Origin of the sequence: Nonomuraea sp. NPDC052265 (assembly GCF_044547985.1) — a bacterium.
Lineage (GTDB): Bacteria > Actinomycetota > Actinomycetes > Streptosporangiales > Streptosporangiaceae > Nonomuraea.
Genome location: NZ_JBIUBJ010000035.1, coordinates 1 through 22935 on the forward strand (window position 1 = coordinate 1; position 22935 = coordinate 22935).

Consider the following 22935-nt stretch of genomic DNA (forward strand, 5'->3'; position numbering starts at 1 on the left):
CAGCGCGTCAACTGCGCACGCTCGGCCTCGGACAGGACCAGCTCCGCCTTGCGCCGACCCGGCCGCGGCTCGTCCGCCAGGCCCGCCAGCCGGTCGGCTTGAGGCGATCAGGCCCCGGGCCGGCAGGTGAGCACTTGGCGTGCGGCCTCCTCCCCGTGGAGGCCGATTCGGCGGGGGTGTGGGATGTTCAGTTCCGCTTGGGCATCTGCTGGGTGGCGCAGTGGATGCCGCCGCCGCCTTCGCCGAGGGTGTCGACGGGCACCTGGACGACCTCGCGGCCGGGGTAGAGGTCTTCGACGATGGCGACCGCGTCTTTGTCGGCCTTCTTGTCGCCGAAGCGGGGAAGGATGACGCCGCCGTTGACCACGTAGTAGTTGACGTAGGTGGCCAGGAAGCCCTCGCCGCGGCGGCCGATGTCGACCGGTTCCGGCAGTTCGACCAGTTCGAGCCGCTTCCCGCGGGCGTCGACGGCCGTCTTCAGGACCGCGTGCGCCTGGTCGTAGGCTGCGGTCCAGACGTCGTCGGGGGCGTCCTCCGGCGGAGTGCTGACCACCACGACGCCGGGCTTGGAGAAGCGGGCCAGCGCGTCGATGTGGTAGTCGGTGATGTCCTTGCCCCTGACGCCCTTCACCCAGATGAAGGTGGTCGCGCCGACGGTCTCGGTCAGGGCGGCCTCGATGTCGGCCTTGGTCTTGCCCGGGTTGCGGTTGTCGTTGATCAGCGAGCTCTCGGTGGCCATGAGCGTGCCCACGCCGTCGACCTCGATCGAGCCGCCCTCGCCGACGATGGGCGCCTGGATCCGGGTGACCTTCTCCATGGCCAGGATCTCGCGGGCGACGCCGGAGTCACGGGAGTGCGCCTGTTTGCCGCCCCAGCCGTTGAAGTTGAGGTCGACTCCGGCGATCTTCTTGCCGTCCAGCACGAAGGTGGGGCCGATGTCGCGCATCCACAGGTCGTCGACCGGGATCGGGACCACCTCGACCTGGGAGCCGCAGGCGCGCTGCGCGGCCTTGACGTCACCGGGGTTGGCGAGCAGCACGACCGGTTCGAAGCCGGCGATGGCGCGGGCGATGCCGGCGATGTCGTCGCGCACGTCCGCGGTGTCGGACTTCCAGATCAGCTGGGTGGGCCACGACATGAACGTCCGCTCGTGCGGATGGGTCTCTTCGGGCATCAGCCACCCGGCCTTCGTGGCCTCCACGGCGGACGCGGCCTTCGCGCTCCGCGCCGGGGAGGTCGTCACCCCGGAGCCTGTCGAGGATGGCCCGCAGGCGCTCAGCGCGCCTCCGAAGGCCGCCAAGATCGCGGCTTGTAGTGTCTGACGTCGTGATATCCGCACAACCATCCCCCTGACTGAAAATTCCGTCAGGACGGAGCTTACCTGCCGGATCCGGGAATCGAGGACAGCAGAAGCCTGGTGTAGGGGTGTTGGGGTTCGTCCAGAACGCGCGAGGTCGGGCCTCGTTCCACGATCTCGCCGTTCCGCATGACGACCAGGTCGTCGGTGACCTGACTGACCACGCCGAGGTCGTGGGTGATGAACAGGAACGCCGTACCGGTCTGCTCGCGCAGGTCTGCGAGCAGGTTGAGGATCTGCGCCTGAACGCACACGTCGAGCGCGGCGACCGCCTCGTCCAGCACCAGCACCGAGGGCTCAAGGGCGAGCGCACGGGCGAGCGCGACCCGCTGGCGCTGCCCGCCCGACAGCCGGCGGGGCAGCGCATCTGCCTCCCGCTCGCCCAGACCGACCTGGTCGAGGAGCTCGGCGATCCGCCGGGCGTGGTCGATGTCCGGGAAGTGCAGCCTCAGGCTCTCACGCAGGACCGTCCTGGCGCTGAGCCGCGGATCCAGCGACAGGAACGGGTCCTGGAAGACGAGCTGCACCTCACGGGCCCGCCGCAACCGTTCGGCCCGGCCCCGGCGCCGCGCCGAACGGTCGTGACCGCCCACCATGACCCGCCCCATGTCGGGACGCTCCAGACCGAGGATGATCCGGGCCGTCGTGGTCTTGCCGGAACCCGACTCGCCCACGACGCCGAGCGAGCCGCCTTCGGCCAGGGTGAAGGCGACGTCCCTGACCGCCTGCACGTTCCCATAGGACTTGGACAGCCCCTCGACTTCAAGCATGCTCGGCTCCGGTGCGGCTGTGGTGACAAGCGACCTGGTCGATCAGTTCGGGCGCATCGGTGTGGCATTCGGCCGTCGCCAGCGGGCATCGCACTGCGAAGGCGCAGCCGGTGAGCGCGGTCCGCAGGTCGGGCGGCTGCCCGGGGATCGTGGCCAGCCGTTCCGCCTCCTTGCCGACCCTCGGCCGGGCGGCGAGCAGCGCGGCGGTGTAGGGGTGACGCGGCCGGGAGAACAGCGTGTCCGCCGGTCCGGTCTCGGCGATCCGGCCCGCGTACATGACGTAGACGCGGTCGGCGACGTCAGCGGCCAGGTCGAGGTCGTGCGTGACGAACAGCAGCCCGGTCCCGTACCGCCGGCGCAGCGACTGGAGCAGGGCCACGATCTCGGCCTGGGTGGTGACGTCCAGGGCGGTCGTGGGCTCGTCGCACAGCAGCAGCTTCGGGTCGCCCATGAGCGCTCCGGCGATCATGACCCGTTGCAGCATGCCGCCGGACAGCTCGTGCGGATACTGCCGCAGCACCCGCTGCTCCAGCCCGACCGCCTCGACGAGTTCGCGGGCGCGCGCACGCGCCCCCTTGCGGCCCTCGACCAGGAAGTCGCCGACCCTGCGCAGCGGGTTGATGCCCGCGCGCGGGTCCTGGAAGATCATGGCCACGGTACGGCTGCGCAGCTCGCGCAACCGGGCGGGCGACGCCGCGAGCACGTCCTCACCCGCCACCGCCACGGTGCCCTCGACGACCGCCCCGGACGGCAGCAGCCCGAGCGCGAGCCGCGAGGTCAGGCTCTTGCCCGACCCCGACTCGCCCACCAGCGCCACGCTCTCGCCCTCGGCCACGCTCAGCTCGACCCCGTCCAGCAGCGGCCGCGCCGTCTCCGGCAGCCGCATGCGCAGCCCGTCGATGCGCAGCACGCTCATGACGGCCTCCGGGACACTCGGTCGGCCCAGTGCTCGGCCACGACGTTGAAGGCGACCACCGTGAGCACGATCGCGGCGCAGGGCAGGATGGCCGAGAGCGGATGGCCCTGCAGCAGGGCCGACTGGCCGTCGTTGATCATCGATCCCCAGGTCGGAGTCAGCGGGGGCACGCCCAGCCCCAGGTAGGACAGGGCGGACAGGTCGAGCAGGGCGTAGCCGAAGTTGACCGACGACTGGGCCAGCACCACCGGGGCGATGTTGGGCAGCAGGTGACGCAGGCAGATGGTCAGGCCGGAGAACCCCTGCACTCGGTAGGCGGCCAGGTAGGGGCGTTGCCGCTCGGACAGCGTGAGATTGCGGGCCACCCGGCTCACGTAGGGCAGGTAGGCCAGGGACAGGGCGATGACGGGGGCCGTGACGCCTTCGCCGTACAGCGCGACGAAAAGGATCGCCACGAGCAGGGCCGGGAAGGCGAGCAGGAGTTCGGCGGCCCGTGACAGCAGCGTGTCGGGCCAGCCGCCGAGCCAGCCGGAGGCGACGCCGACCGCCACGCCGGCGACGGTGGAGAAGACGACGACGGCGACCGGGCCCAGCAACGACGTGCTGGTGCCGGCGATGAGCCGCGACAGGGTGTCACGGCCGGCGGTGTCGGCGCCGAGGAGGTGCTCGGGCGTCGGGCCGGCCAGGGCGGCGCCGAGGTCGGTGGCGTTGGGGTCGTGCGGCGCGAGCAGGGGGGCGGCGACCGCGACGATGAGCATCAGCACGACGAAGGCGAGACAGATCAGGTGGAGACCGGGCCGGGGGGCACGCAGGCCGCGCAGGACTCCGCTGACGGCGCTCATCCGGCATCGTTCCTGGCGCCGAGGCGGACCCGGGGGTCGACCAGCGGGTAGCAGAGGTCCACGATCAGGTTGGTCACCGTGAAGAGCGCGACCACCAGGAGCGTGATGGCCTGGACGACGGGGAAGTCCTTGACCTGCACCGAGCTTTCCAGCAGCGCGCCGAGCCCGCCCAGGCCGAAGGCCGCCTCGACCAGCACGGTGCTGATGACCAGGCCGGATATGGTCAGGCCGCTGACGGTGACGATGGGGCCGAGGGCGTTGCGCAGCACGTGGCGGCGGATCACCAGGCGTTCGGGCAGGCCACGGCCGCGGGCGACGGTGACGTGGTCGAGGGCGAGCTGGTCGCGCATGGCGCTGCGGGTGACTCGGGCGAGCCAGCCGGTCCAGTACAGGGCCAGTGCCAGCGACGGGAGCGTGAGGTGGTAGATCATGTCGGGCAGCCCGTCGCCGCTGCCGATGGTCGGGAACCAGCCGAGCTGGACGGACAAGACCCACAGCAGGCCGATGGCGGCGACGAACGACGGCGTGCCGAGCACGGCCGAGTCGGTGGCCCCGCCGCGCACGGCCGCCAACCTGCCCAGCCCGACGCCGAGCGCCACCACCAGCAGGGCGGCCATCGTGATGAGCAGCAGCGTGCTCGGCAGCCTGGCCTCGATCAGGTCGAGCACCGGGCCGCGATACTGGATCGACCGGCCCAGGTCGCCGGTCAGGAAGCCGCCGGCCCACTTGAGGTACTGAAGAAGGAAAGGGTCGTCCAGGTGGTACTGGGCCCTGATCGCGGCCAGGGCCTGCGGGCCGGCCGCGCGGCCGCCGAGCAGGAACGTCTCCGGGCGGCCCGGGGCCAGGTGCACCGCGCCGAACACCAGGACCGATGCGGCCGTCAGGGTCAGCGCCGCCTCCAGCAGGCGGCGCAGCAGGAAGCGGGCGATCATCCGGCGGCGCCCACGTCGGCGGCCCACGGGTAGTACATGTAGGCGATGGAGGTCGGCGCGCCGGTGATGCGCTTGCCGAGGTAAAGCGATGTGGGCCACTCGGCGACCGGGATCCACAGCACCTGTCCGGCCTCCGTGTCGCGCAGGCGGGCGGTCAGCGCGGCCCGCCTGGCCGGGTCGTATTCGGCGGTCGCCTGGTCGACCAGCTTGTCGTAGGCCGGATCCGTGTAGCCCGCGTAGTTCTCGAAGTCACCCGTCCTGAAGATCGAGTAGCTGGCCAGTGGATCGATGATCGACAGGTAATAGGTGCAGGGGAACAGGTCCACCGAGGCCCGCGCTTTCGGGTCGGAGAACAGCGCGGTGTAGGCGTCCGGCGCGATGGTCTTCAGCTCGACGTCCAGCCCGATCTCCGTGCCCGCGGCCTGTACGGCGGTGGCCAGCAGGGACACGTCGGTGCCGATGGGGCTGGTCGCGACGGTGATCTTCTTGCCGGTGGCGCCCGCCTGCCGGATGAGTTCCTTGGCCGCGGCCACGTCGCGCTCGGCGGCCGGTGGTTGGGCGGCCTGTTGCGGCCAGGCGTCACGGGGCGCCGGGACCGCGGCGATCGAGCCGACGCCCTGCAGCCCGGTCCTGATGAAGCCCTCGCGGTCCAGGGCCAGCGACAGCGCCCGCCGTACGCGCACGTCGCCGAGGGTGCCCTTCAGATTGGTGAAGGAGAGGTTGACAGTGGTCAGGCTCTTGCCGAAGTAGAGCGTGCCCTTGCCTCCCGTCCGGAGCCTGGCGTAGCTGTCGGGGGCGATGAGGTAGCCGCCGTCGACTTCGCCGGTCAGCATGGCGTTGGTCCTGGCGGCCGGGTCGGTGATGAACCGGAAGAGCACCTTGCCCGCCTTGGCCTTCTTGCCCCAGTAGCCGGGGAAGCGGTCGAGCTCGATCGACTCTCCCTTGCGCCACGGGCCGAGCCGGTACGGTCCGGTGCAGTCGACGCCGCCGTCCGGGTTGCCGTAGCCGGAGCCCTTGGCCCGGACCGCGCGCGGGTTGACGATCGTGCCCGCCGAGGTGGCCATCCACTGGTTGAACTGGGAGTCGGGGCGCTTCAGCCGTACGGTCACCTTCATCGGACCGCTCTTGTCGATCGAGGTGACCCGGTCGAAGGACTTGGCCCAGTACGAGCCCACGGCCGGATCCAGGTGGCGGCGCAGGCTGAAGACGACGTCGTCCGCGGTGACCTCGCCGCCGCCGTGGTAGGTCACGCCGGGTCGGATGCGGTAGACGAAGGTCTTGTCGTCCGGCTGCTTCACCTCTTCGGCCAGACCGGGTTCCAGGCCGAGCTGCGGGGTCCAGCGCATGAGACTCTCGCAGACGTTGGAGAGGATCATGTTCTGCGGGTAGTCGAAGGCGTAGACGTAGTCCAGCGTCGGCGGCTCGGCGTAGATCGACCAGGTGAAGGCGTCGATGTCGCCCTTGGCGGGCGGGGTCGAGGCCGACAGCGTGAAGAGCGAGCCGGGCGTGGGGGGTGTGGCGGCGGTCCCGCCGCAGGCCGCCGCGAGGAACACGACGGCCGTGAGCGCTGCGATCCGCATGGGCTTCTCCTTGTCAGTCCGGGTCGGACCGGTTCAGACCGGTTCAGACCGTGCGGGTCAGCGCGCCGTACAGCTCCGGCCGCCTGGTGCTGATCAGGCCGAACTCCAGCCAGTCGCGCCGCTGGTCCAGGTCGAGATCGGCGACGAGTACGGCGGGGCGGTCGCGAGGGGCGCGCAGCATGACCCGGCCGTAGGGGTCGGAGATGAACGACGAGCCGTAGAAGGTGATGGGCCCTTCGGTACCGACCCGGTTGGGCACGACCATGAACAGGGCGTTGGTCAGGCCGTTGGCGGAGATGGCGTGTTCCCAGATCGGCCGGGTGTCGAACGCGGGCAGCTCGGGCTCTGAGCCGATCGCGGTCGGGTGGACCAGCACCTGCGCGCCCTCCAGCGCGTAGGTCCTGGCCAGTTCGGGGAACCACTCGTCCCAGCAGGTGGGGAAGCCGAACCTGGCGCCGCTGATCTCGACCACGGGGAAGCCGGTGTCGCCGGGGCGGAAGCACAGGTCCTCGTGGTAGCCGGGGAAGCGCGGGATGTGCAGCTTGCGGGTACGGGCCAGCAGGGTGCCGTCCGGGGAGACGCAGATCGCGGTGTTGTAGCCGAGACCGCCGTCGGTGGCCCGTTCGTACAGGGAGGCGTGCACCGTGATGCCCAGATCGGCGGCCAGCTCGGTGGCGAGCCGCGTGGTGGGACCGTCCGGGAGGTCCTCCATGTAGCGGGCGGCGCCTTCGGCCTGGCGTTTGTCGATGGCGAAGTAGGGGCTCCTGGTCAGCTCCGGCAGGCAGACCACCTCCGCGCCGAGCCGTGCGGCTCGCCGTACGCCGACTCGCAGAGCGTCGTCGTGGGCGCGGTCGTCGGGCTGCCAGCGCATCTGGACCAGGCCGACACGCAGGAGGGTGCCGGGCCGGTCCTCGGCCCTGGCGGGTGAGCCGAGCGGGGATCCGAACGAGGTCAGTTCGACGTGGTTCACCGCGTGCTCCTCGCTGCCGGGATCTGCTGGGTGACGCAGTGGACGCCGCCGCCGCCGTAAGCGATGACCGGGGTCTTCACACCGGTCACGGTGCGGCCGGGGAAGGCTTCGGCGATGACGGCCAGCGCCTTCTCGTCGGCCTCGACCCCGGCGACGGGGACCACGACGCCGCCGTTGGCCACGTAGAAGTTCAGGTAGCCGACCTCGACCACCCGGCCCGCGACCTCGACGAACGCGCTCTGCGGCAGCTCGATCAGCTCGAACGGGCGGCCGGCGGTGTCGGTGGAGGACTCCAGCACGGCCTTGTTGGCGCGCATCCGGGCATAGTCGGGGTGCGTGGGATCGTCGGGGAGCTGGACGAGCACGGTGGCGGGAGCGGTGAACGCGGCGACGCCGTCGACATGGCCGTCGGTCTCGCGGTCGTCGAAGCCGCCGTACGGCAGCCAGATGACCTTGCTGACGCCCAGGCGGGCCTTGAGCTCGTCCTCGATCTCAGCCCTGGTCAGGCCGGGATTGCGGTTGGGGTGCAGCAGGCACTGCTCGGTGGTGATCAGCGTGCCCTCGCCGTCGACGGTGATCGCGCCGCCTTCGAGGATCATCGCGGACTCGATTCGGGCGACGCCGAGGCGTTCCAGCAGCAACGCGCTCACGCGGTCGTCGTGGTCCCACGGGTGGTGCTTGCCGCCCCAGGAGTTGAACCGGAAGTCGACGCCCGCGCGGGAGCCGTCCGGGCCCAGGACGAAGATCGGCCCGGAATCCCGCAGCCACGAATCGTCGATGGGCAGCTCGACCACCTCGACGCCGGGGCCACACAGCTCACGAGCCTGGACCGCCTGGCCGGGGAGCGCGACCATCGTCACCGGCTCGAACGCCGCGACGGCCCTGGCCACCGCGGCGTACTCCGCCCGGGCCGCGTCCAGGACGCCCTGCCACAGCTCCTCCCTGGTCGGCCAGGCCATCAAACAACCCTCGTGCTCGGCCCATTCGGCCGGCATGCGCATGGACACGAATCCTCCTGGAAGTCGTCAGTGGGGTCCCGCTATAATCGACCTGACTGAATTTTCAGTCAATAGCCTATGGGTGATCAAGGTAATGTGGGGTGCCATGTCGGACCGTCAGCAGCTGATCCTCGAAGCGGCCCTGCGGGTCATCGCCCGCGACGGCGTGCGCGGCCTGCGGGTGGAGAAACTGGCCACCGAGGCCAAAGTGTCGACCTCGCTGATCTACTACCACTTCGAGAGCCGCGCCGGCCTGATGCGACGCACCCTGGAGTTCGTCAGCCAGCGAGCGGGTCGCTACACCAGCCAGGCGCTGGAGCTGGGCGGGGACGCACGGGCCAGGATCGAGCTGCTGTTGTCGCTGGAGCTGCAAGACAGCCCTGCCGTCCGGGAGAACAGCTCCGCCTGGGGCGAGCTGCGGGCCACCGCCACGTTCGAGCCCGACCTGCGCGAGCCGCTGCAGGCCGCCACCCGCGAATGGGTCGACGACCTGGTCGCCCTGATCGGCGAAGCTCACGCCGCCGGGCTGGTCTCGGCCGAGGTGGTGCCGCTCGACGCGGCCGAACGGCTCACCTCACTGGTCGAGGGGCTGAGCGAGCGGTGGTTGAGCGGCACCATCACGCTGGAACGGGCGCAGCAGTTGCTGGCCGGGGCGATCGACGTCGAGTTCGACCGCCCCTAGCGAGGGTCAGGGCTGCGGCTCCTGCAGCGTCACGCAGTGCGCGCCGCCGCCGCCGTTGCCGTAGAGGTTGTCGAGGTTGAGCTGGACCACCGGACGGCCGAACGCGTTCGCGATCGCCGTCTTGGCCGCGGCGTCCTTCGCGGTGTCGCCGAACTGCACGGTGATGACGGCCTGGTTCGTCACCGTCCAGTTCATGTAGGAGCTGAGGAAGTCCTTGCGCTGACCGGAGGGGATGCGGGGCAGCGTGTCCGGGCCCTCGATGGTGAGCACCTGGAGCCTGCGCCCCTTCGCGTCGGTCGCGTTGACGAGGACGTCGCGGATGGCCAGCGCGTTCCGGGTCCAGACGTCAGGCCGCACGGCTCCCGCCAGCTGCACCATCACGACGCCCGGAGCGACGTAGCGGGCCGTGCCGTCGATGTGCCCGTCGGTCACGTCCTGGCCGGTGACCCCAGGCACCCAGATCATCTTGCCGGCGCCGAACCTGGCCAGCAGTTCGGCCTCGATCTGCGCCCGGGACTTGCCGGGATTGCGGTTGCTGTTGACCCAGCAGCTCTCGGTGGCGATCAGCGTGCCGTCGCCGTCGTACTCGATGCCGCCGCCCTCTCCCACCACCCCGGCCTTGGCGAACGGCAGGCCGAGGTGGGCGGACAGGTTCTGGGCGATCACGCGGTCGTTGTTGTAGGCCGAGGCGGGGATGCCGTAGAAGCTGGTCGCGTTCTCGCCCCAGGCGTTGAAGTTCAGGCCGAACGCGTCACGGCCGCCTGTCCCGTCCAGGCGGATCATCGGGCCCGTGTCGCGGATCCAGCAGTCGGAGACCGGCACCGAGCTGATCACGGTGACCGTGGAGCCGCACATCGAGCGTGCCTTGGAGGCGTTGGTGGAGCCGTTGGCGCACATGGTCACCGGCTCGTACTTGGCGATCTCCTTGGCCAGCCTGGCGATGTCCGCCTGGATCTTGGAGAGCAGGTTGCCCCAGATCGTCGTGCTGTGCGGCCAGGTCATCCAGGTGCGATTGTGCGGGTGTTCCTCGCCGGGCACGCGCCAGGTGGCGGCCTGGGCCGCGGCGGCGTCTCCGAGCACGTGGGCCGCGGTCAGTCCGGCGGCGGCCAGACCGGTGGTGGTCAGCAAGGTCCTTCGGCTCATGTTCACGGTCGTGCTTCCTCTCTGTGGGGGGTTAGCAGGCCTTCTTCCTGGACCAGGCGGCGTTCCGTGGCCAGGTCCAGGCTGCGAGCGAAGATGAGATAGAGGCCGCCGGAGACCGGCAGGCCCACCAGGAGGGAACAGTCGACGCCACCGGCCGCGGCGGCGATCGGGCCGGTGTACAGGCCGACGATCACCATGAAGGGGGCCATCGCGGCCAGCCCGATCAGGTAGGCCAGGTTGCCGCGCCATCCCCACCGGCCGTAGATGCCGCGAGGGTTGAAGATCTCGCGGACCACGTACTGGCCACGGCGGACGAAGAAGTAGTCGACCAGGTTGATCGCGGTCCACGGGATGAACAGGTAGGTCAGGATGACCACGACGTTGGCGTAGAACCAGTTGAACTGCTCGACGCCCACCAAGTTGGCGATCGAGCCCACCGCGATCAACATGACGGCGATGGTCATGGCCCTGATGGTCCGCGTGGGGCGCACCGGGCGGAAGGAGTCGACGATCGAGATCATCGTGAGGCTGCCGCCGTACTGGTTGATGGCCATGATGGACAGCAGGCCGACCAGCAGGGCGGCGACCGCCAGCACCCCGAAGCCGGGCACCAGGCGGTCGGCGGCCAGCTTCAGCGCGGCGACCGGCGTGGCGCCGGGCGGCGCGGCGGCCGAGACCACGGCGCCCAGGACGAACACCCAGATGCCGGAGATGGCGCTGGGCAGGTAGGTCCACCAGAAGGTGCTGCGGACGGGGATGTCGGGGCGCAGGTAGCGGGAGTAGTCGGATACGTAGGGCGCCCAGCCGAGCTGGAATCCGGCGACGAAGACGAAGACGAGCATGAAGGCCGTCAGGTCGAGGGGGCCCGGGGTCCAGGCTCCGTCCGGGAGCCCGCCGCCGAAGAGGGCGGCGCCGCTGACGAGCGCCATGATGACGACGAAGGGCCAGGTCAGCCACTTGTTGACGGCGTGGATCCAGCGGTAGCCGAACAGCGCGATCACGGTGGCGACGGCGGCCGACAGCGCGTAGCCGAGGCCGTTGGGGATGGCGAAGAGGGCGTTCATCGCGTCGCCCGACAGCAGGGCGTCGGAGGTGTTGTAGCCGATGTAGTTGACCAGGGCGAACACCCACACCGTCACGGCGGCGCCGATGTAGCCGAACTGGGGCCTGGACTGGACGAGCTGAGGCAGGCCGAGCTGCGGGCCCTGCGCGGAGTGGAAGGCCATGAAGAAGGTGCCGAACAGGGAACCCAGGACGGTCGCGACCACGGTCCACACGAGCGAGGCGCCCATGGACAGCGTGACGACGCCGGTGGCGAAGCCGGTGAGGTTGAGGCTGCCGACGAACCAGATGGCGCCCACGCTGGAGGTTCTGCCGTGCCGTTCGGTCAGGGGGACCCAGTCGATCGAGTGCCGCTCGATGGCCCGGCGATGCCGGCCCGCTCCTTCGCCGGCCGGTACGGACTCCTGCGCGTCCTGCGCCGCCTCGGTCATGACAGCCTCCTTGCCACGAGCCCGCGACAACGCGGGATTCGTCCGGACCACGAACGCATCCTGACTGAAAATTCAGTCCAATACAATGATGTTCTGACTGGAAATTCAGTCAGAACGAGGCGGAAGGATACCTTCTGCCGAGCTGGACGAAGTGCGTGGCCGGCCGTCCACCGCGGCACCGTGGACGGCGGCGGCCGGCTGAGCTCGGACGCCGCCGTCCAGAACACAAGAGAGCCGGCCAGGCGCGCCGTCAGCTGGTCGCCGAGGCGATCCGGTACGCGCGGATCACGGTCTGCTCGACGACGTTGCCGGACACGTCGATCGACTTGGCTCGCAACGACACGAACCTGTCACCATCCGGGTGGCGCAGCACCACCTCCGAGTGCCGGACCTGCGCCTTCGTCCAGGTGGCCCCGTCATCGTAGGAGACCTCCACGGACAGGTCCCGTGTGCGGCCCGCCGCGCTGCCGGGCAACGCATGCACGCTGACCGGGACGGTGAAGGCACGACCGGCCGGTGCGGTGTTCCGCGCGTCGAGCTCGGGAGCGAAGCGCACCACGGACACGGGCAACCGGGTGAGGGCGTCTGTGGTGTCGGAGCGGAACGTCCAAGCCGCGGACACGCGCGTGGACAGCGTCGCCGGAGCTCCCCGCTCCGCCTCGGCGACCAGCCGGTACGCCGCCCGCCCGGCAGGCACGGAGAAGCCTGCGATCAGGGACGGCGCCTCGCCGACGAGCACGCCGTCGCGGTAGAGAGCGGTGTGTTCGCCGGCCCTGGAGGGGGGCCAGCCCACATGAGCCCAAAACCCACATTGTGATGATCTTGAAGCGGAGAGTGGCAAGCGTTCACGCTGGTTGAAGTCGAATGCTGCCACGGATAATGCCCTATTATCTGGGGCATCGTTGATCGCGACCTGCGGCGACGGTTCCAGGCTGCTACGCGAAGCGGTCCTGTTATCTGTGGCAAGGGGGAAGCGGTGGCCACCGTCGCGCAGTTGCCCGCCGGGAAGGCGCTCACCGTCCGCGACGCCGCGGACGCCTTCCTCGACGCGCTCGGCAACCCGAACACGGTGCGGAACTACGCGATCGGGGTCGGCAAGACCGCCGAACGGGTCGGCGAGGGCCGGCCGCTCGGGCAGGTCGCGGACGACGAGATCGGCGAGGCCCTCGAAGCGCTGTGGGGCTCGACGGCGGTGAACACCTGGAATGCCCGCCGGGCGGCGGTGCTGTCCTGGCTCGCCTGGTGCGCCGAGCGCGGCTTCGACGGCCCGGAGGTGCCGGCCTGGGCCAAGCGCTTGACCCCGCCGGACTCCGAGACGCCGGCGCGCTCGAAGATGGCGATCGACCGGCTGATCGCCCGCCGCGAGGTGCACCTGCGAGAGAAGTGCTTCTACCGGATGCTGTACGAGACCGTGGCGCGGGCGGAGGAGATCCTGCCGCTGAACATCGAGGACCTGGACTTCGCTGGCCGCCGCGCGCTGGTGAAGGCCAAAGGCGCGCAGTCCAAGGCCCGCCGCCGCGGCCAGGTCCGCGAGGATTTCGTGCTGGAGCCCGTGTACTGGGACGCCGGCACCGCCCGGCTGCTGCCGCGGCTGCTGAAGAACCGTACCCGCGGCCCGGTGTTCGTCACTCACCGCCGCCCCGGGCCGGGCAAGGTCGTCTCGTCGCGGGACGTGTGCCCGGATTCCGGGCTGGCCCGGCTGTCGTACGGCCAGGCCCGCGCCCTGCTGGACGAGCACACCGCGCTGCACGGGGCGGGCACAGGCTGGGATCTGCACGAGTTCCGGCACTCCGGGCTGACCCACCTCGGGGAGCAGGGGGCGAGCCTGCTGATGTTGATGGCCAAGTCGCGGCACAAGAAGGCGGAGAACGTCCGCCGCTACTTCAAGCCGTCGCCGGACGCCATCGCCGAACTCACCAGCCTGCTCGCACCCGGCGACACACGCCGAGGCGGCGGCACGTGACCGAGTCGGCCGACCCGTCGATCCTGATCATCCCGACCGACCCGAAACCACCGAGCCCTGGAGCTGGCATGGCTGACATGATCGTGACCGACCCCGTCACCCGCGACGTTCTCGCGACCTTTGAAGGCGTGCGATCCCGGCTGTTCGGGCGCTTGGAGGGCCTGACCGACACCGAGTATCACTGGGAGCCGGTCAGCGACTGCATCAGCATCCGCCCCGGCGACGACGGTGTCTTCCGCGTCGCCACGCTATTTCCGGAATCGGGTCCGGAGGAACCGGACCCCGTCACGACAATCGCCTGGCGCATCTGGCACATCGGCAACCTCTGCCTGCGCGGCTACGTGATCTACTGCTTCGAGGACGTCCCCGAGCTCGGCGACCGCCACGAGTGGCCGGGCACCGCGAAAGAGGGCGTCCAGGCGCTCGCCGAGGACTGGGAGCACTTCATCTCCCGTATCGCAGCCCTCGGCGACAAGCGCCTGCTGGCGCCGATAGGTATAGGCCCCGGCGGTTGGGCCGATGAGACCTATCTGAAGCTCGCGCTGCACGCTCTGAAAGAGGTCACACATCACGGCGGCGAAATCGGCCTGCTGCGCGACCTGTACCTGCGCGAAGACGTCTGATTTCGGCGGTGAGCGACCTTGTCCGGCGGCCGTGTGCCGCCAGACAACGGCCGGGGTCGTCGGCTATCTCCTTCCTCCCGGTGACCTTCTTCCGGCGCATCAGCTCCAGCAGCGCCTTGAAGGCCTTCAGCACCGGTGCCCCTTCCGGGCTCGCGCCGAAGTCGACGACCTGGGTCAGCAGCGACAGGAACGGCCGCACCGTGAAAAAGCGGCCCACCAGCCGGCGCCAAGATCGGCGAGAGCGCCGTGCCTATGTTCAGCCTTGCCCCTGCCGCCCGAAACGCCTCACCACGATCCCCAGCGCTTGCCTCTGGCCTGCTTGCCGTCACGCCGCCTCGGCCAAGGCGGTGAAGTCGATCGCGGGTAGGTCGGGGTCGAAGTCGTCGGGGCGCAGGCGCAGTACGTCGGTGGCATACAGCCCGAACCGGCTGATGTGCGCGGTCAGATAGGGCGACAGCTGCGCGATGTCGGCGGCGGTGATCTCCTTGTCCTGCTCGGGCTGCCAGCCCTCGGCCAGCAGCTGACGCAGCACATCGGTCATGTCCAGCGCCGTGTGGAAGATCACGCAGTTGGCCAGCAACGAGTTGAATTTGATCATCTTCTCCTGCTCGGCTGGATCGTTGTCGGCGATGACGCCGTCGTTGCCGAAGCGCAGCCAGCCGGAGAAACCGTTGAACCCCTCGACCTTGTTGGTGACCGCGGTGATGCGCCGCCGCAGCGCGGGATCGGCCAGGAAACGAAGCAGCGCCACGGTGCGCACGCTACGCCCGACCTCGCGAAAGGCCCGGTAGATCTCGTTCTTGCGGGAGTGGGAGCCCAACCGGCGCAGCAGGGTGACGGAGTTGAGCCTGCCCTCGCGGATGGAGATCGCCACCCGCATGAGGTCGGGCCACATCTTCTTCACCAGGTCCCAGTCGATGATGTTGCGGTTCCCGCCCTCCCCGCGAAACAGGGAGTCGATGTGGTGGTAGGCGACCTGGTCGGTGTGCTGAAAGAAGGTCAGGCCCTTCCAGTTGCGGATACGCGGCATCAGATCGAACCCGAATAAGTGCGCCAACGTGAAGACAGGGAACGACTGACCTTGCGTGTCGGCATGCACGGTCTTGGGCTGAACCTCCGAGGCGTTGGCCAGCAGCCCGTCGATGATGTAGATCGCCTCCCACGCCCCGCACGGCACAAATCTGGAAAACAACGCAATGTAGTTGTCCGATACGTAGTGGTAAGCAATCCCGCCGAACCCTCCGTACCGGATCGAGGTCTCGGCGAGCAGGTTGTCGATGTAAGTGTCGACCTGGGTGCCGTCGGTGCCCACGCTGCTGCCATCGCCCCAAGCCTTGACCACGTCCAGCTGAGCGAAGGCGTTGACCACATCGGTGATCGCCTTGTTCAGCTTGGCCAGGGTGATGTGCCGGTTCTTGGCCAGCGAGATCTCGTGCGCGGTGATCCCCTCGATGTGCCGGGCCGCCTCGGCCGGGCCCATGTTCGACCCGCACGCGAACGTGGTCAGCACGTAGCGTTCCTGCGGCTTCTTCAGCTTGTTGTCGTGGCCGGAAGCAGGCCCGAAGTGCCGATGCCAGCCCAGCCAGTACGCGGTGCGCGAGACGATCTCGATCAGCGTGCGCTCGGGCATCCGCGCTTTGATCTCCGCCCCTAGCTTGGTCGCGGCCACGCTGGTACCGAGCCCGCCCAGCCGCTTGAGCGTCGGGGTGCCGTCCTTGGCAAACGTCAAGTCCTCGTTGTCGGCGTAGCCGGCATCCAGATGCTCGGCGGCCTGGCGGTGGCGCTGCTTCAGCTCCGCCACGAACTCGGCCGCGCTCTCCGGCAGCCCCGCCTCGGCGCAGTAGGCCGCCAGCAGGGGCCGGCACTCATCGAAGCTCAGCAGGTGCGAGCTCCAGTCGCCGTACTCCGCGGCCCCGTCCACCGCGATATCGCCGGTGCGCAGCTCCTCGGCCAGGTAGGCGAACACCATCGCCTCGAAGTGCCGTTTGACCAGCATGCCCGGCTGCTTGCGGTCAGAGATGGCACGCTGTCAGTTGGCCGAGGCAAACCCCAGATCCAGGCGACGGCCATCGGCGTCCCAGCCGGGGATGAAGTCGCGGGTCTTGCTCCAGTAGGTGAGAGCGTGCTGCAGCGCGTCCAGCACGCTGCGGTCGGCCGATGTCGCCTTGAACCTCAGCACCGCGGACAGAGCGAGCACGGTGGAGCGGTCGGCCTTGAAGAACTGCTGGATGAGCAGCTCGTGGTTGTCGTGCTGGTAGGCCGTCACCTCCTCGATGTCGGCCAGCTGCGCGGCCGCTCCACCGGCCCGCTCGACCACCTGGCGCACCGACCCCACCCCGGCGGCCTGCATCCGCACCGCCTTGACCAGCACCTCAACCGCAGCTCCGAGACCGGCCCGCTGCTCTCGGATAGGCGGTCTTGTCGATCGACGCCATCGGGGCACAACCTTCGTGCCCTGGATGACCTCCCCTCACCCACGGTGCTCTCCAGCACGGCAGGTCAACGACGGCCCGCGCACAGATTCAAGATCGACTCATGGCCTGTTCTGACCGTACCTCGGCTGGATCCGATGGCCGCCAACGGCGCGCGTAACCTCCTTGCAACTGGGCACGACACGGTTCCTGAATTGCCTTCTGGGCGATCCCGAGGACGTTCCTGCTGCGGTGGTCGACTACGTCGCCGAGCAGCTCGGCCCGCAGCCCGCGGACCTGAAGGGGTACGGCGAGAAGGCGCGTTGGGCACCGGCGCCGGCACCAGGGCCAGGGGAGCCCTGCGGCATCCAGCGAGGGCGCCGGTACGGCCCGCGAGATCTCTGTTCATGATGAGGTTGCCGTGGGGTCCAGGTCGCTCGCTTGGTCCCGGCCGTTGTGTTCTGCTGTGGATTCCGGGGCTTCGGGTCCGGGCCGGGTGTGTGACGTGCGGAGCAGGGTGACGATGAGGATGGCCGCGCCCGCCATCAGGACGACACTGACCACCGAGGCGATTCGCATCTCTCGGGCAAAGGCGTCGAATGCCACATCTCGCAAGGTTTCGGCGGTGCCCGCCGGGAGGGCCGCGGCGGTGTCGAGGGCGCCGCCGAGGGTGTCCCGCGCTGCCTCCAACTCCGTGGACGTGAGGACGTCAGGAGCCTTGGCGGCCAGCTCCGAACGGTAGACGGCAGTGCCGATGCTGCCCAGGATCGCGATGCCCAGCGCCCCGCCGAACTCGGCCGAGGTCTCGGCCAAGGCGGAGGCCGTCCCGGCCCGCTGTGGTGGCGCGGCGGACAGAATCACGTCGGTGACCACGGCAGCGACCCCGCCGATACCGGTCGCGACGACCGTCAGGCCGCTGACGAGGTAGACGACCCCCGAATCGGCCTGGATCAGCGTCAGCATGGCGTAGCCGGCGGCTGCCACGAGCAGCCCGGCGGCGATCACGTTGGGTTTGCCGATGCGGGGTGCGATCGCGGTGGCCAGCCCGATGCCCAGCGGCATCACGAGAAAGGTGGGCAAGGACCACAGGGCCGACTCCAACGGTCCCATGCCCAGGACGAGTTGCATGAACTGCCAGTTGAACAGGCTGAAGCCGACCAGTCCGAACGTCGCCAGCGCGTCGATGAGCAAGGGCACGTTGAACCGGCGTGTGCGGAACAGCGCAAGGTCGATCATCGGGTTCGCGGCCACGCGTTGACGATGGAGGAACGCGGCCCCCACGGCGAGTCCGGCGGCGCAGCATGCCAGGGAGCCCCACTCGAAGCCGTGCTCCGCCAGCCGTTTGACGCCGTAGATGACGCCGAGCACGGCCAGGATGGACAGGGCGGCGCCGAGCAGGTCGAAACGGCCCGGTCTGGGGTCACGGTATTCGGGGAGCAGCAGCGGGCCGAGGACCAGGAGCAGGACCATCACCGGCACGTTGATCAGAAAGACCGATCCCCACCAGAAGCGCTCCAGCAGCAGACCGCCGATGATCGGGCCCAGTACGGCGCCGCCCGCGAAGCCCGCCGTCCAGACGCCGACCGCCGTGGCCCGCTGTTTGGCGTCGTGAAACATGTTGCGGATCAGGGAAAGCGTGGACGGCGCCAGCGTGGATCCGGCGATGCCCAGGAGCGCGCGGGCCGCGATGAGCGTCCCGGAGCTGGTCGAGTAGGCCGCCAGGATGGAGGCGGCGCCGAAGGCTGCGGCGCCTGCGAGCAGCACCCGCCGTCGTCCGATCCGGTCACCGAGTGTGCCCATCGTGATGAGCAGGCCGGCGAGGAGGAAGCCGTAGGCGTCCATGATCCACAACAGTTCGGAGCTGCCCGGCTTGAGGTCGGCCATCAGGGACGGGAGCGCAACGAACATGACGGACATATCCATGGACGCCAGTACGCAGGGCAGCACCAGGACCGCGAGCCCGACCCACTGCCTGACTCCGGCCGTTCTGTCTTCTTCAGTCATGTCCTCGGTTCCTGAATCGTGTTGACCGCGTCGGGGCGGAATGCCTCGACGCGTACTTTGTACGCAATGGAGCGTACAGAATACGCATGCACGCCGACTCCATACAACACCATTTTGAACTGCCTGTTCGCTCGCGCCATGCATCTACATCCTCAATAGGCTAGGATTTCGACACAACCCTGACGGTGTGACGAAAAGGAGTGTGGTGATGTCGGTGCGACCGGCATGCGCGTCATGCGGACAGTCGCTGGAGCCCACCGACCGGGGACGGCCGAGGCTCTACTGCTCGCGCGCGTGCCAGGCAAGGGCGTACCGGGCGCGCAGAGCGGAAGCGCCAGCCGACGTCCCGGAGGACAATGACGGCGCATCGCATCTCACCGTGGAGCGCATCGTACGAGCCGGGATCGCCATCGCGGACGCGGAGGGGCTCGACGCGCTGTCGATGCGGCGGGTCGCCATGGACCTCGGCACCGGCGCCATGTCCTTGTACCGGCATGTGGCGTCCAAGGACGACCTGGTGACCCTGATGGTGGAGGCCGCGATGACCGACGTGCCCCTGCCCGACTCGGCGCCGCGGGACTGGCGTCACGGCCTCGAACGCGCCGCATACCGTGACTGGGACCTTTACCACCGCCATCCGTGGATCCTGCCGAGGGTCATGGTGACAACCCGCGCGCACTTCAGCCCGGCTCTCGCGGCGGACAGTGAAAGCGCCCTCTCCGCCTTCGACGACCTCGACCTCGAACCTGCCGAGGCTTTCCGGTACATGTTCATGTTCGCCTCGTACGTGCAAGGCGTGGCGCTGACCTACGTCAGCGATGTGGAGGCGGAACGGCAGTCGGGAATCGTCCCAACTCCGGGGACGAAAGCCTCGAACGAGGCAGAGAATCCGCTTTTCGCACCCGGAGCGTATCCCCGGCTCGCCCGCGCCATGCGCGCAGGCGCCACCCCCTGGGACCTCGACGCCCTGTTCGCCTCAGGTCTTGCCGGTGTGCTGGATGGCATCGCAGCCGATCTGGCGAGACGAGGCGTCGATTCGAGGCCTGACGAACATCGGAACGAGACGTCATGCTGAGCCGAGGCCACTGAGCTGCTTGACGTGACTTCTCGTTCCGATGTCTCCCGGCGGATGCGCCAACGCCTTGAGGCCGGGCATGGCGTGCATCGTGGGCGGAGAGCCTGTTCGGCTTTCGGGGAGGATGGGTGCGGACATCACCGCAGGCCCTGCTACCTGCGGTGTTCCGAGAGCCAGAGCCGACAGTGCTGCCTCCTGCCGGGTTCGCTGGGCTGCGGGAAGACAGCCCCAGTTGAGCTGGGCTAATTCTGTGTCGGCTTCTTTGCGGTGTCCTCCTCGGTCTTGGGCTTGTTGATCCAGGCGGGGCCGGGCAGGGCAGGTGGGGTGGGGGTACCCGCGCTGGCGAAGCGCCTGGGGTGCGTGGCTTGGGCGGCGGCGCGCTTGTCGCGGACGGCGGCGGCGCGCCCGTAGTGCACGTCGACCGGGTGGTGGTAGCCGATCCCGGAGTGGTAGTGGTTGTGGTTGTACCAGGTGTAGAAGTCCTGGCAGAAGGCGCGGGCGTCTTCGATCGAGCCGAACCGGCCGGGGAAGTCCGGGCAGTACTTGAGAGTCTTGAAGCTGGCCTCGACGTGCGGGTTGTCGTTGGAGGTCTTGGGCCGGGAGTGGGACTTGGCCACGCCCAGGTCGATGAGCAGTTCGGCGACGGTCTTGGATTTCATCGAGCTGCCGCGATCGGCGTGCAGAGTGAGAGTGCCCTCATCGATGTCGTGCTTGCGGGCGGTCTGCTCGATCAGCTGTTTGGCCAGGTCGGCGGATTCGCGGGAGGCGATCATCCAGCCGACGACGTAGCGGCTGTAGATGTCGATGATCGTGTAGAGCGAGTACCAGAGGCCCTTGTCCGGGCCGCGCAGCTTGGTGATGTCCCAGGCCCACACGCGGTTGGGGGCGTCGGCGAACAGTTCGGGGATGGTCTTGGCCGGGTGGGTGGCCTGCCGGCGTCGATCCCGGCCGACCTCGCCGTGCCGGCGCAGGATCCGATACATCGTCGATTGCGATGCCAGGTAGGTGCCCTCATCCAGCAGGCTGTAGTAGGCCGTGGCCGGGGAGGCGTCGGCGAAGCGCTCGTTCAGCACCGCGCGGACGTGGTCGCGCTCGGCCTTGGTCAGCGCGGATGGGTGCGGCTTGCGGGGCGTGACCGGGCGGGTGGGTGCCGGGCTCTGGCGGTTCTTGCGGTACCAGGTGGCCTGCGATACCCCGGAGGCGGTGCACGCGTTGCGGCGCCCGAGCAGCGGGGCCAGTTCGGTGGATCGCCTCGGCTTGCGCGGCCTGGATGACCTCGGTCACCGCTCCCCCCGATCCGGCGGTGTCTCGCTGCTGGTGGCGAGTTGATCCAGCAGCGCGAAGAGCTTTCCCTGCACCTCGATCACCTGGCGGGTCTTGCCGAGTTCGGCACGCAGCCGCTCGACCTCCGCCTGCAGCGCGTCGATCTTCTTGTCCCGCGGGTCGGCCTTCGGGCGGCCGACCGGGCGGGCCAGCGCTTGGGCGGCGCCGTGGTCCCGCGCGGTCCGCCAACTGGAGATCAACGAGGAGTACAGGCCCTCCCGGCGCAGCAGCGCGCCCTTGCCGGCCTTGTCGAGCCGGTCGTACTCCTCCAGGATCCGGGCCTTGTAGGCGGCGGTGTAGCGGCGGGCCGTAACCCGCTCGCGCACCTGTGGGTCAGGGATCTCGGGATCCTGTTCGCTTGCTCCCACGAAGGGATGTCTCCTTCCCCACCCTCAGCACAGAGTTTTGTACATGTTTGCTACCTCTGTCCATTTTGACAGGGAGGGAAGGGTGCGGGCGCTGCCCAAGTAGCCGCGTTCGCGTAGTTCGGCCAGGAGTTGATCGGTGCTGCGGCAGCCTTGTTCCCAGCGTTCTTGCAGATGGGGCAAATAGGCATCGAGGATGGTCCGGCGTGGTGCGCGCTCGTCGCTGATGAGGTCGCCGGCGCTGACGGCGGCGGAGTAGCGGCGCACGGTCTTGCGATCAAGCCGCAGTGCTCGGCTGATCTGGGTGGTAGTCATCCCCTGGGCGAGGGCCTGGTGGATGTCGGCGTGCCGTGCCCTGATCCGGGCTGCCGAGGCTCCTTCCTCGTGAGCCGACTCCAGCGTGAGGGAAGGTTCGGCGAACTCGGGCATGGCCGGTTCGCGTAGGTGCGCACGGTGCCGGGACACGGCCCGCTGGACCACGCCAGACAGGTTATGGAGCAGGTGCCAGCGGTCGGCGATCTGCACGGCCAGCGGGGCACCACGTTGTGCGCCTTCGGCATAGCAACCGGCCCGGTCCCGGCAGATCACCTCGACGCCGGGGTGCGTTTGCAGCCAGGCCGCAAACGAGTCCGCCGACCGATCGGGCAGCAGATCGACCACATGACCGCCCTCCACATCGACCAGCACCGTTCCGTAGGTGTGGCCCTTGTGCCAGGCGAACTCATCGACCCCCAGCACCCGCGGGGTCGCCAGCTGCGGGTCCGGCAGGCTCCGCAACAGCCGCAGCAGCGTAGAGCGGCCCACCGCACAGGCCAGGCGGGAGGTATGACGGGCACCGGGCCGGCCGCCCAAGGCCAGCGCCACCGTCCGCAGCATCGACAGCAGCCCTGCTGCGCGCCGGCTGTGCCTGCTGGTCAGACCGGGAACCTGCTCGGCGAAGGTCTTCTTGGCACAGGCGGGGTTGTCGCAGAAGAAGCGGCGCACCCGCACCTGGAGCAGCACCTCCTGCCCGGCCATCGGCAGATCCGACAGGTACCGCTCATAGCGGCTATGGATCCGCACCGACGGGCATGCGCAGGCGGGACATTCGGCTTTCGGCTCGGTTGTTGCTGCCTGCACCCGTAGGGTCGCTCCGGTCCGGTGCACCCGCTCGATACGAACGGCGGCAAGATGCGGGAACACGACCGCCAACAGCTCCATGATCGACACAGAGCAGCGTCCCGACACCGGCACCGGCTCGCATCCGGCTCAACATGATCGTGATCTCGAAACCCTGGTGGATCACGGCAAGTGGGCCAGACCCACACGCACTTGGCCGTTGACACCGAGCCGGGTTCCGGGTTGCCCTCCGTCTGGTGCTGCTACCTGCTACCGGCCTGTTCAGGGCATGTTTTGGGGTGCTAGCGGGGGTGCTTCCGGAAGCAGGGAAGGCCGCTGCCGGAAGCACCCGAACCTACGTGCGCGCACGCGCGTAGACCGGGCCGGAAA

General features: G+C 69.1%; 22 protein-coding genes. 5 read left to right on the plus strand and 17 right to left on the minus strand.

The genetic code is table 11. From position 1 onward, the window contains the following. Nucleotides 1–187: 187 nt before the first annotated feature. The 8 genes from ACIHAD_RS45895 to ACIHAD_RS45930 form a co-directional block, all read right to left on the minus strand. A complete protein-coding gene (locus ACIHAD_RS45895) occupies nt 188–1243 on the minus strand; it encodes an agmatine deiminase family protein (RefSeq protein WP_397361157.1) in 1056 nt (351 codons plus the stop codon). 134 nt (nt 1244–1377) lie between these two features. Next, on the minus strand, nt 1378–2127 hold the full coding sequence (locus ACIHAD_RS45900; protein WP_397361158.1) for an ABC transporter ATP-binding protein: 750 nt from the start codon (nt 2125–2127) through the stop codon (nt 1378–1380). Continuing rightward, complete coding sequence (locus tag ACIHAD_RS45905; protein ID WP_397361159.1) at nt 2120–3043, minus strand: ABC transporter ATP-binding protein; 924 nt, start codon at nt 3041–3043, stop codon at nt 2120–2122. Before ACIHAD_RS45905 ends, ACIHAD_RS45900 begins: the two co-directional genes overlap by 8 nt. Beyond that, on the minus strand, nt 3040–3885 hold the full coding sequence (locus ACIHAD_RS45910) for an ABC transporter permease (protein ID WP_397361160.1): 846 nt from the start codon (nt 3883–3885) through the stop codon (nt 3040–3042). Before ACIHAD_RS45910 ends, ACIHAD_RS45905 begins: the two co-directional genes overlap by 4 nt. Then, on the minus strand, nt 3882–4817 hold the full coding sequence (locus tag ACIHAD_RS45915) for an ABC transporter permease (RefSeq protein ID WP_397361161.1): 936 nt from the start codon (nt 4815–4817) through the stop codon (nt 3882–3884). The genes ACIHAD_RS45910 and ACIHAD_RS45915 overlap by 4 nt, the downstream gene beginning before the upstream one ends. Further along, nucleotides 4814–6397 carry an ABC transporter substrate-binding protein gene (locus ACIHAD_RS45920; RefSeq protein WP_397361162.1) on the minus strand — a complete coding sequence of 528 codons (1584 nt, stop codon included), beginning with the start codon at nt 6395–6397 and terminating at the stop codon, nt 4814–4816. The genes ACIHAD_RS45915 and ACIHAD_RS45920 overlap by 4 nt, the downstream gene beginning before the upstream one ends. A gap of 43 nt (nt 6398–6440) precedes the next feature. Beyond that, nucleotides 6441–7367: a nitrilase-related carbon-nitrogen hydrolase gene (locus tag ACIHAD_RS45925; RefSeq protein ID WP_397361163.1), complete on the minus strand. Its 927-nt coding sequence runs from the start codon at nt 7365–7367 to the stop codon at nt 6441–6443. After that, nucleotides 7364–8368, minus strand: coding sequence for an agmatine/peptidylarginine deiminase (locus ACIHAD_RS45930; protein ID WP_397361211.1), 1005 nt, complete (start codon nt 8366–8368; stop codon nt 7364–7366). Before ACIHAD_RS45930 ends, ACIHAD_RS45925 begins: the two co-directional genes overlap by 4 nt. Nucleotides 8369–8471: 103 nt before the next feature. On the opposite strand from ACIHAD_RS45930, the gene ACIHAD_RS45935 reads away from it, so the two are divergent. Further along, nucleotides 8472–9047 (plus strand): TetR/AcrR family transcriptional regulator, encoded by a 576-nt coding sequence (locus ACIHAD_RS45935; protein ID WP_397361164.1) that lies wholly within the window; start codon nt 8472–8474, stop codon nt 9045–9047. A gap of 6 nt (nt 9048–9053) precedes the next feature. Here ACIHAD_RS45935 and ACIHAD_RS45940 read toward each other — a convergent pair whose 3' ends face one another. From ACIHAD_RS45940 to ACIHAD_RS45950, 3 genes are all read right to left on the minus strand, one after another. Continuing rightward, complete coding sequence (locus tag ACIHAD_RS45940; protein ID WP_397361165.1) at nt 9054–10190, minus strand: agmatine/peptidylarginine deiminase; 1137 nt, start codon at nt 10188–10190, stop codon at nt 9054–9056. A 2-nt stretch (nt 10191–10192) separates the two neighbouring features. Further along, nucleotides 10193–11683: a purine-cytosine permease family protein gene (locus ACIHAD_RS45945; RefSeq protein ID WP_397361166.1), complete on the minus strand. Its 1491-nt coding sequence runs from the start codon at nt 11681–11683 to the stop codon at nt 10193–10195. A 250-nt stretch (nt 11684–11933) separates the two neighbouring features. Next, nucleotides 11934–12476 carry a hypothetical protein gene (locus ACIHAD_RS45950; RefSeq protein WP_397361167.1) on the minus strand — a complete coding sequence of 181 codons (543 nt, stop codon included), beginning with the start codon at nt 12474–12476 and terminating at the stop codon, nt 11934–11936. Nucleotides 12477–12659: 183 nt separating this feature from the next. On the opposite strand from ACIHAD_RS45950, the gene ACIHAD_RS45955 reads away from it, so the two are divergent. Further along, the gene (locus ACIHAD_RS45955) at nt 12660–13646 is read left to right on the plus strand and encodes a tyrosine-type recombinase/integrase (protein ID WP_397361168.1); all 987 of its coding nucleotides are present in this window, start codon (nt 12660–12662) and stop codon (nt 13644–13646) included. Nucleotides 13647–13714: 68 nt separating this feature from the next. Beyond that, on the plus strand, nt 13715–14269 hold the full coding sequence (locus ACIHAD_RS45960) for a DinB family protein (protein ID WP_397361169.1): 555 nt from the start codon (nt 13715–13717) through the stop codon (nt 14267–14269). Nucleotides 14270–14594: 325 nt separating this feature from the next. Here ACIHAD_RS45960 and ACIHAD_RS45965 read toward each other — a convergent pair whose 3' ends face one another. Beyond that, nucleotides 14595–16265, minus strand: a complete 1671-nt coding sequence (locus ACIHAD_RS45965; RefSeq protein WP_397361170.1) for a transposase — start codon at nt 16263–16265, stop codon at nt 14595–14597. Nucleotides 16266–16298: 33 nt separating this feature from the next. Further along, entirely contained in the window at nt 16299–16640 is a 342-nt protein-coding gene (locus tag ACIHAD_RS45970; RefSeq protein ID WP_397361171.1) for a hypothetical protein, read from the minus strand. A gap of 226 nt (nt 16641–16866) precedes the next feature. On the opposite strand from ACIHAD_RS45970, the gene ACIHAD_RS45975 reads away from it, so the two are divergent. Next, complete coding sequence (locus ACIHAD_RS45975; RefSeq protein ID WP_397361172.1) at nt 16867–17091, plus strand: DUF4158 domain-containing protein; 225 nt, start codon at nt 16867–16869, stop codon at nt 17089–17091. Here the strand turns inward: ACIHAD_RS45975 and ACIHAD_RS45980 are convergent. Next, the gene (locus ACIHAD_RS45980; RefSeq protein ID WP_397361212.1) at nt 17086–18684 is read right to left on the minus strand and encodes an MFS transporter; all 1599 of its coding nucleotides are present in this window, start codon (nt 18682–18684) and stop codon (nt 17086–17088) included. The genes ACIHAD_RS45975 and ACIHAD_RS45980 overlap by 6 nt on opposite strands. 379 nt (nt 18685–19063) lie before the next feature. Here ACIHAD_RS45980 and ACIHAD_RS45985 point away from each other — a divergent pair, with 379 nt between their 5' ends. Continuing rightward, a complete protein-coding gene (locus ACIHAD_RS45985; RefSeq protein ID WP_397361173.1) occupies nt 19064–19759 on the plus strand; it encodes a TetR/AcrR family transcriptional regulator C-terminal domain-containing protein in 696 nt (231 codons plus the stop codon). 242 nt (nt 19760–20001) lie between these two features. Here the strand turns inward: ACIHAD_RS45985 and ACIHAD_RS45990 are convergent, their stop codons facing one another. The 3 genes from ACIHAD_RS45990 to ACIHAD_RS46000 are packed head-to-tail and all read right to left on the minus strand — an operon-like array spanning nt 20002 to nt 22647. After that, nucleotides 20002–20997 (minus strand): IS3 family transposase, encoded by a 996-nt coding sequence (locus tag ACIHAD_RS45990; RefSeq protein WP_397361213.1) that lies wholly within the window; start codon nt 20995–20997, stop codon nt 20002–20004. A gap of 42 nt (nt 20998–21039) precedes the next feature. Then, nucleotides 21040–21450: a hypothetical protein gene (locus ACIHAD_RS45995; protein ID WP_397361174.1), complete on the minus strand. Its 411-nt coding sequence runs from the start codon at nt 21448–21450 to the stop codon at nt 21040–21042. Between the two features lie 24 nt (nt 21451–21474). Continuing rightward, entirely contained in the window at nt 21475–22647 is a 1173-nt protein-coding gene (locus ACIHAD_RS46000) for an ISL3 family transposase (RefSeq protein ID WP_397361214.1), read from the minus strand. Nucleotides 22648–22935 lie beyond the last annotated feature (288 nt).

Excerpts from the sequence above, each read along its gene's own strand:
- ACIHAD_RS45910 (WP_397361160.1), bottom strand. The coding sequence starts at position 3,885 with ATGAGCGCCGTCAGCGGAGTCCTGCGCGGCCTGCGTGCCCCCCGGCCC.
- ACIHAD_RS45920 (WP_397361162.1), bottom strand. The coding sequence starts at position 6,397 with ATGCGGATCGCAGCGCTCACGGCCGTCGTGTTCCTCGCGGCGGCCTGC.
- ACIHAD_RS45980 (WP_397361212.1), bottom strand. The coding sequence starts at position 18,684 with ATGACTGAAGAAGACAGAACGGCCGGAGTCAGGCAGTGGGTCGGGCTC.
- ACIHAD_RS45935 (WP_397361164.1), top strand. The coding sequence starts at position 8,472 with ATGTCGGACCGTCAGCAGCTGATCCTCGAAGCGGCCCTGCGGGTCATC.
- ACIHAD_RS45930 (WP_397361211.1), bottom strand. The coding sequence starts at position 8,368 with ATGCGCATGCCGGCCGAATGGGCCGAGCACGAGGGTTGTTTGATGGCC.
- ACIHAD_RS45965 (WP_397361170.1), bottom strand. The coding sequence starts at position 16,265 with ATGCTGGTCAAACGGCACTTCGAGGCGATGGTGTTCGCCTACCTGGCC.
- ACIHAD_RS45940 (WP_397361165.1), bottom strand. The coding sequence starts at position 10,190 with ATGAGCCGAAGGACCTTGCTGACCACCACCGGTCTGGCCGCCGCCGGA.
- ACIHAD_RS46000 (WP_397361214.1), bottom strand. The coding sequence starts at position 22,647 with ATGGAGCTGTTGGCGGTCGTGTTCCCGCATCTTGCCGCCGTTCGTATC.
- ACIHAD_RS45900 (WP_397361158.1), bottom strand. The coding sequence starts at position 2,127 with ATGCTTGAAGTCGAGGGGCTGTCCAAGTCCTATGGGAACGTGCAGGCG.
- ACIHAD_RS45960 (WP_397361169.1), top strand. The coding sequence starts at position 13,715 with ATGGCTGACATGATCGTGACCGACCCCGTCACCCGCGACGTTCTCGCG.
- ACIHAD_RS45945 (WP_397361166.1), bottom strand. The coding sequence starts at position 11,683 with ATGACCGAGGCGGCGCAGGACGCGCAGGAGTCCGTACCGGCCGGCGAA.
- ACIHAD_RS45915 (WP_397361161.1), bottom strand. The coding sequence starts at position 4,817 with ATGATCGCCCGCTTCCTGCTGCGCCGCCTGCTGGAGGCGGCGCTGACC.
- ACIHAD_RS45905 (WP_397361159.1), bottom strand. The coding sequence starts at position 3,043 with ATGAGCGTGCTGCGCATCGACGGGCTGCGCATGCGGCTGCCGGAGACG.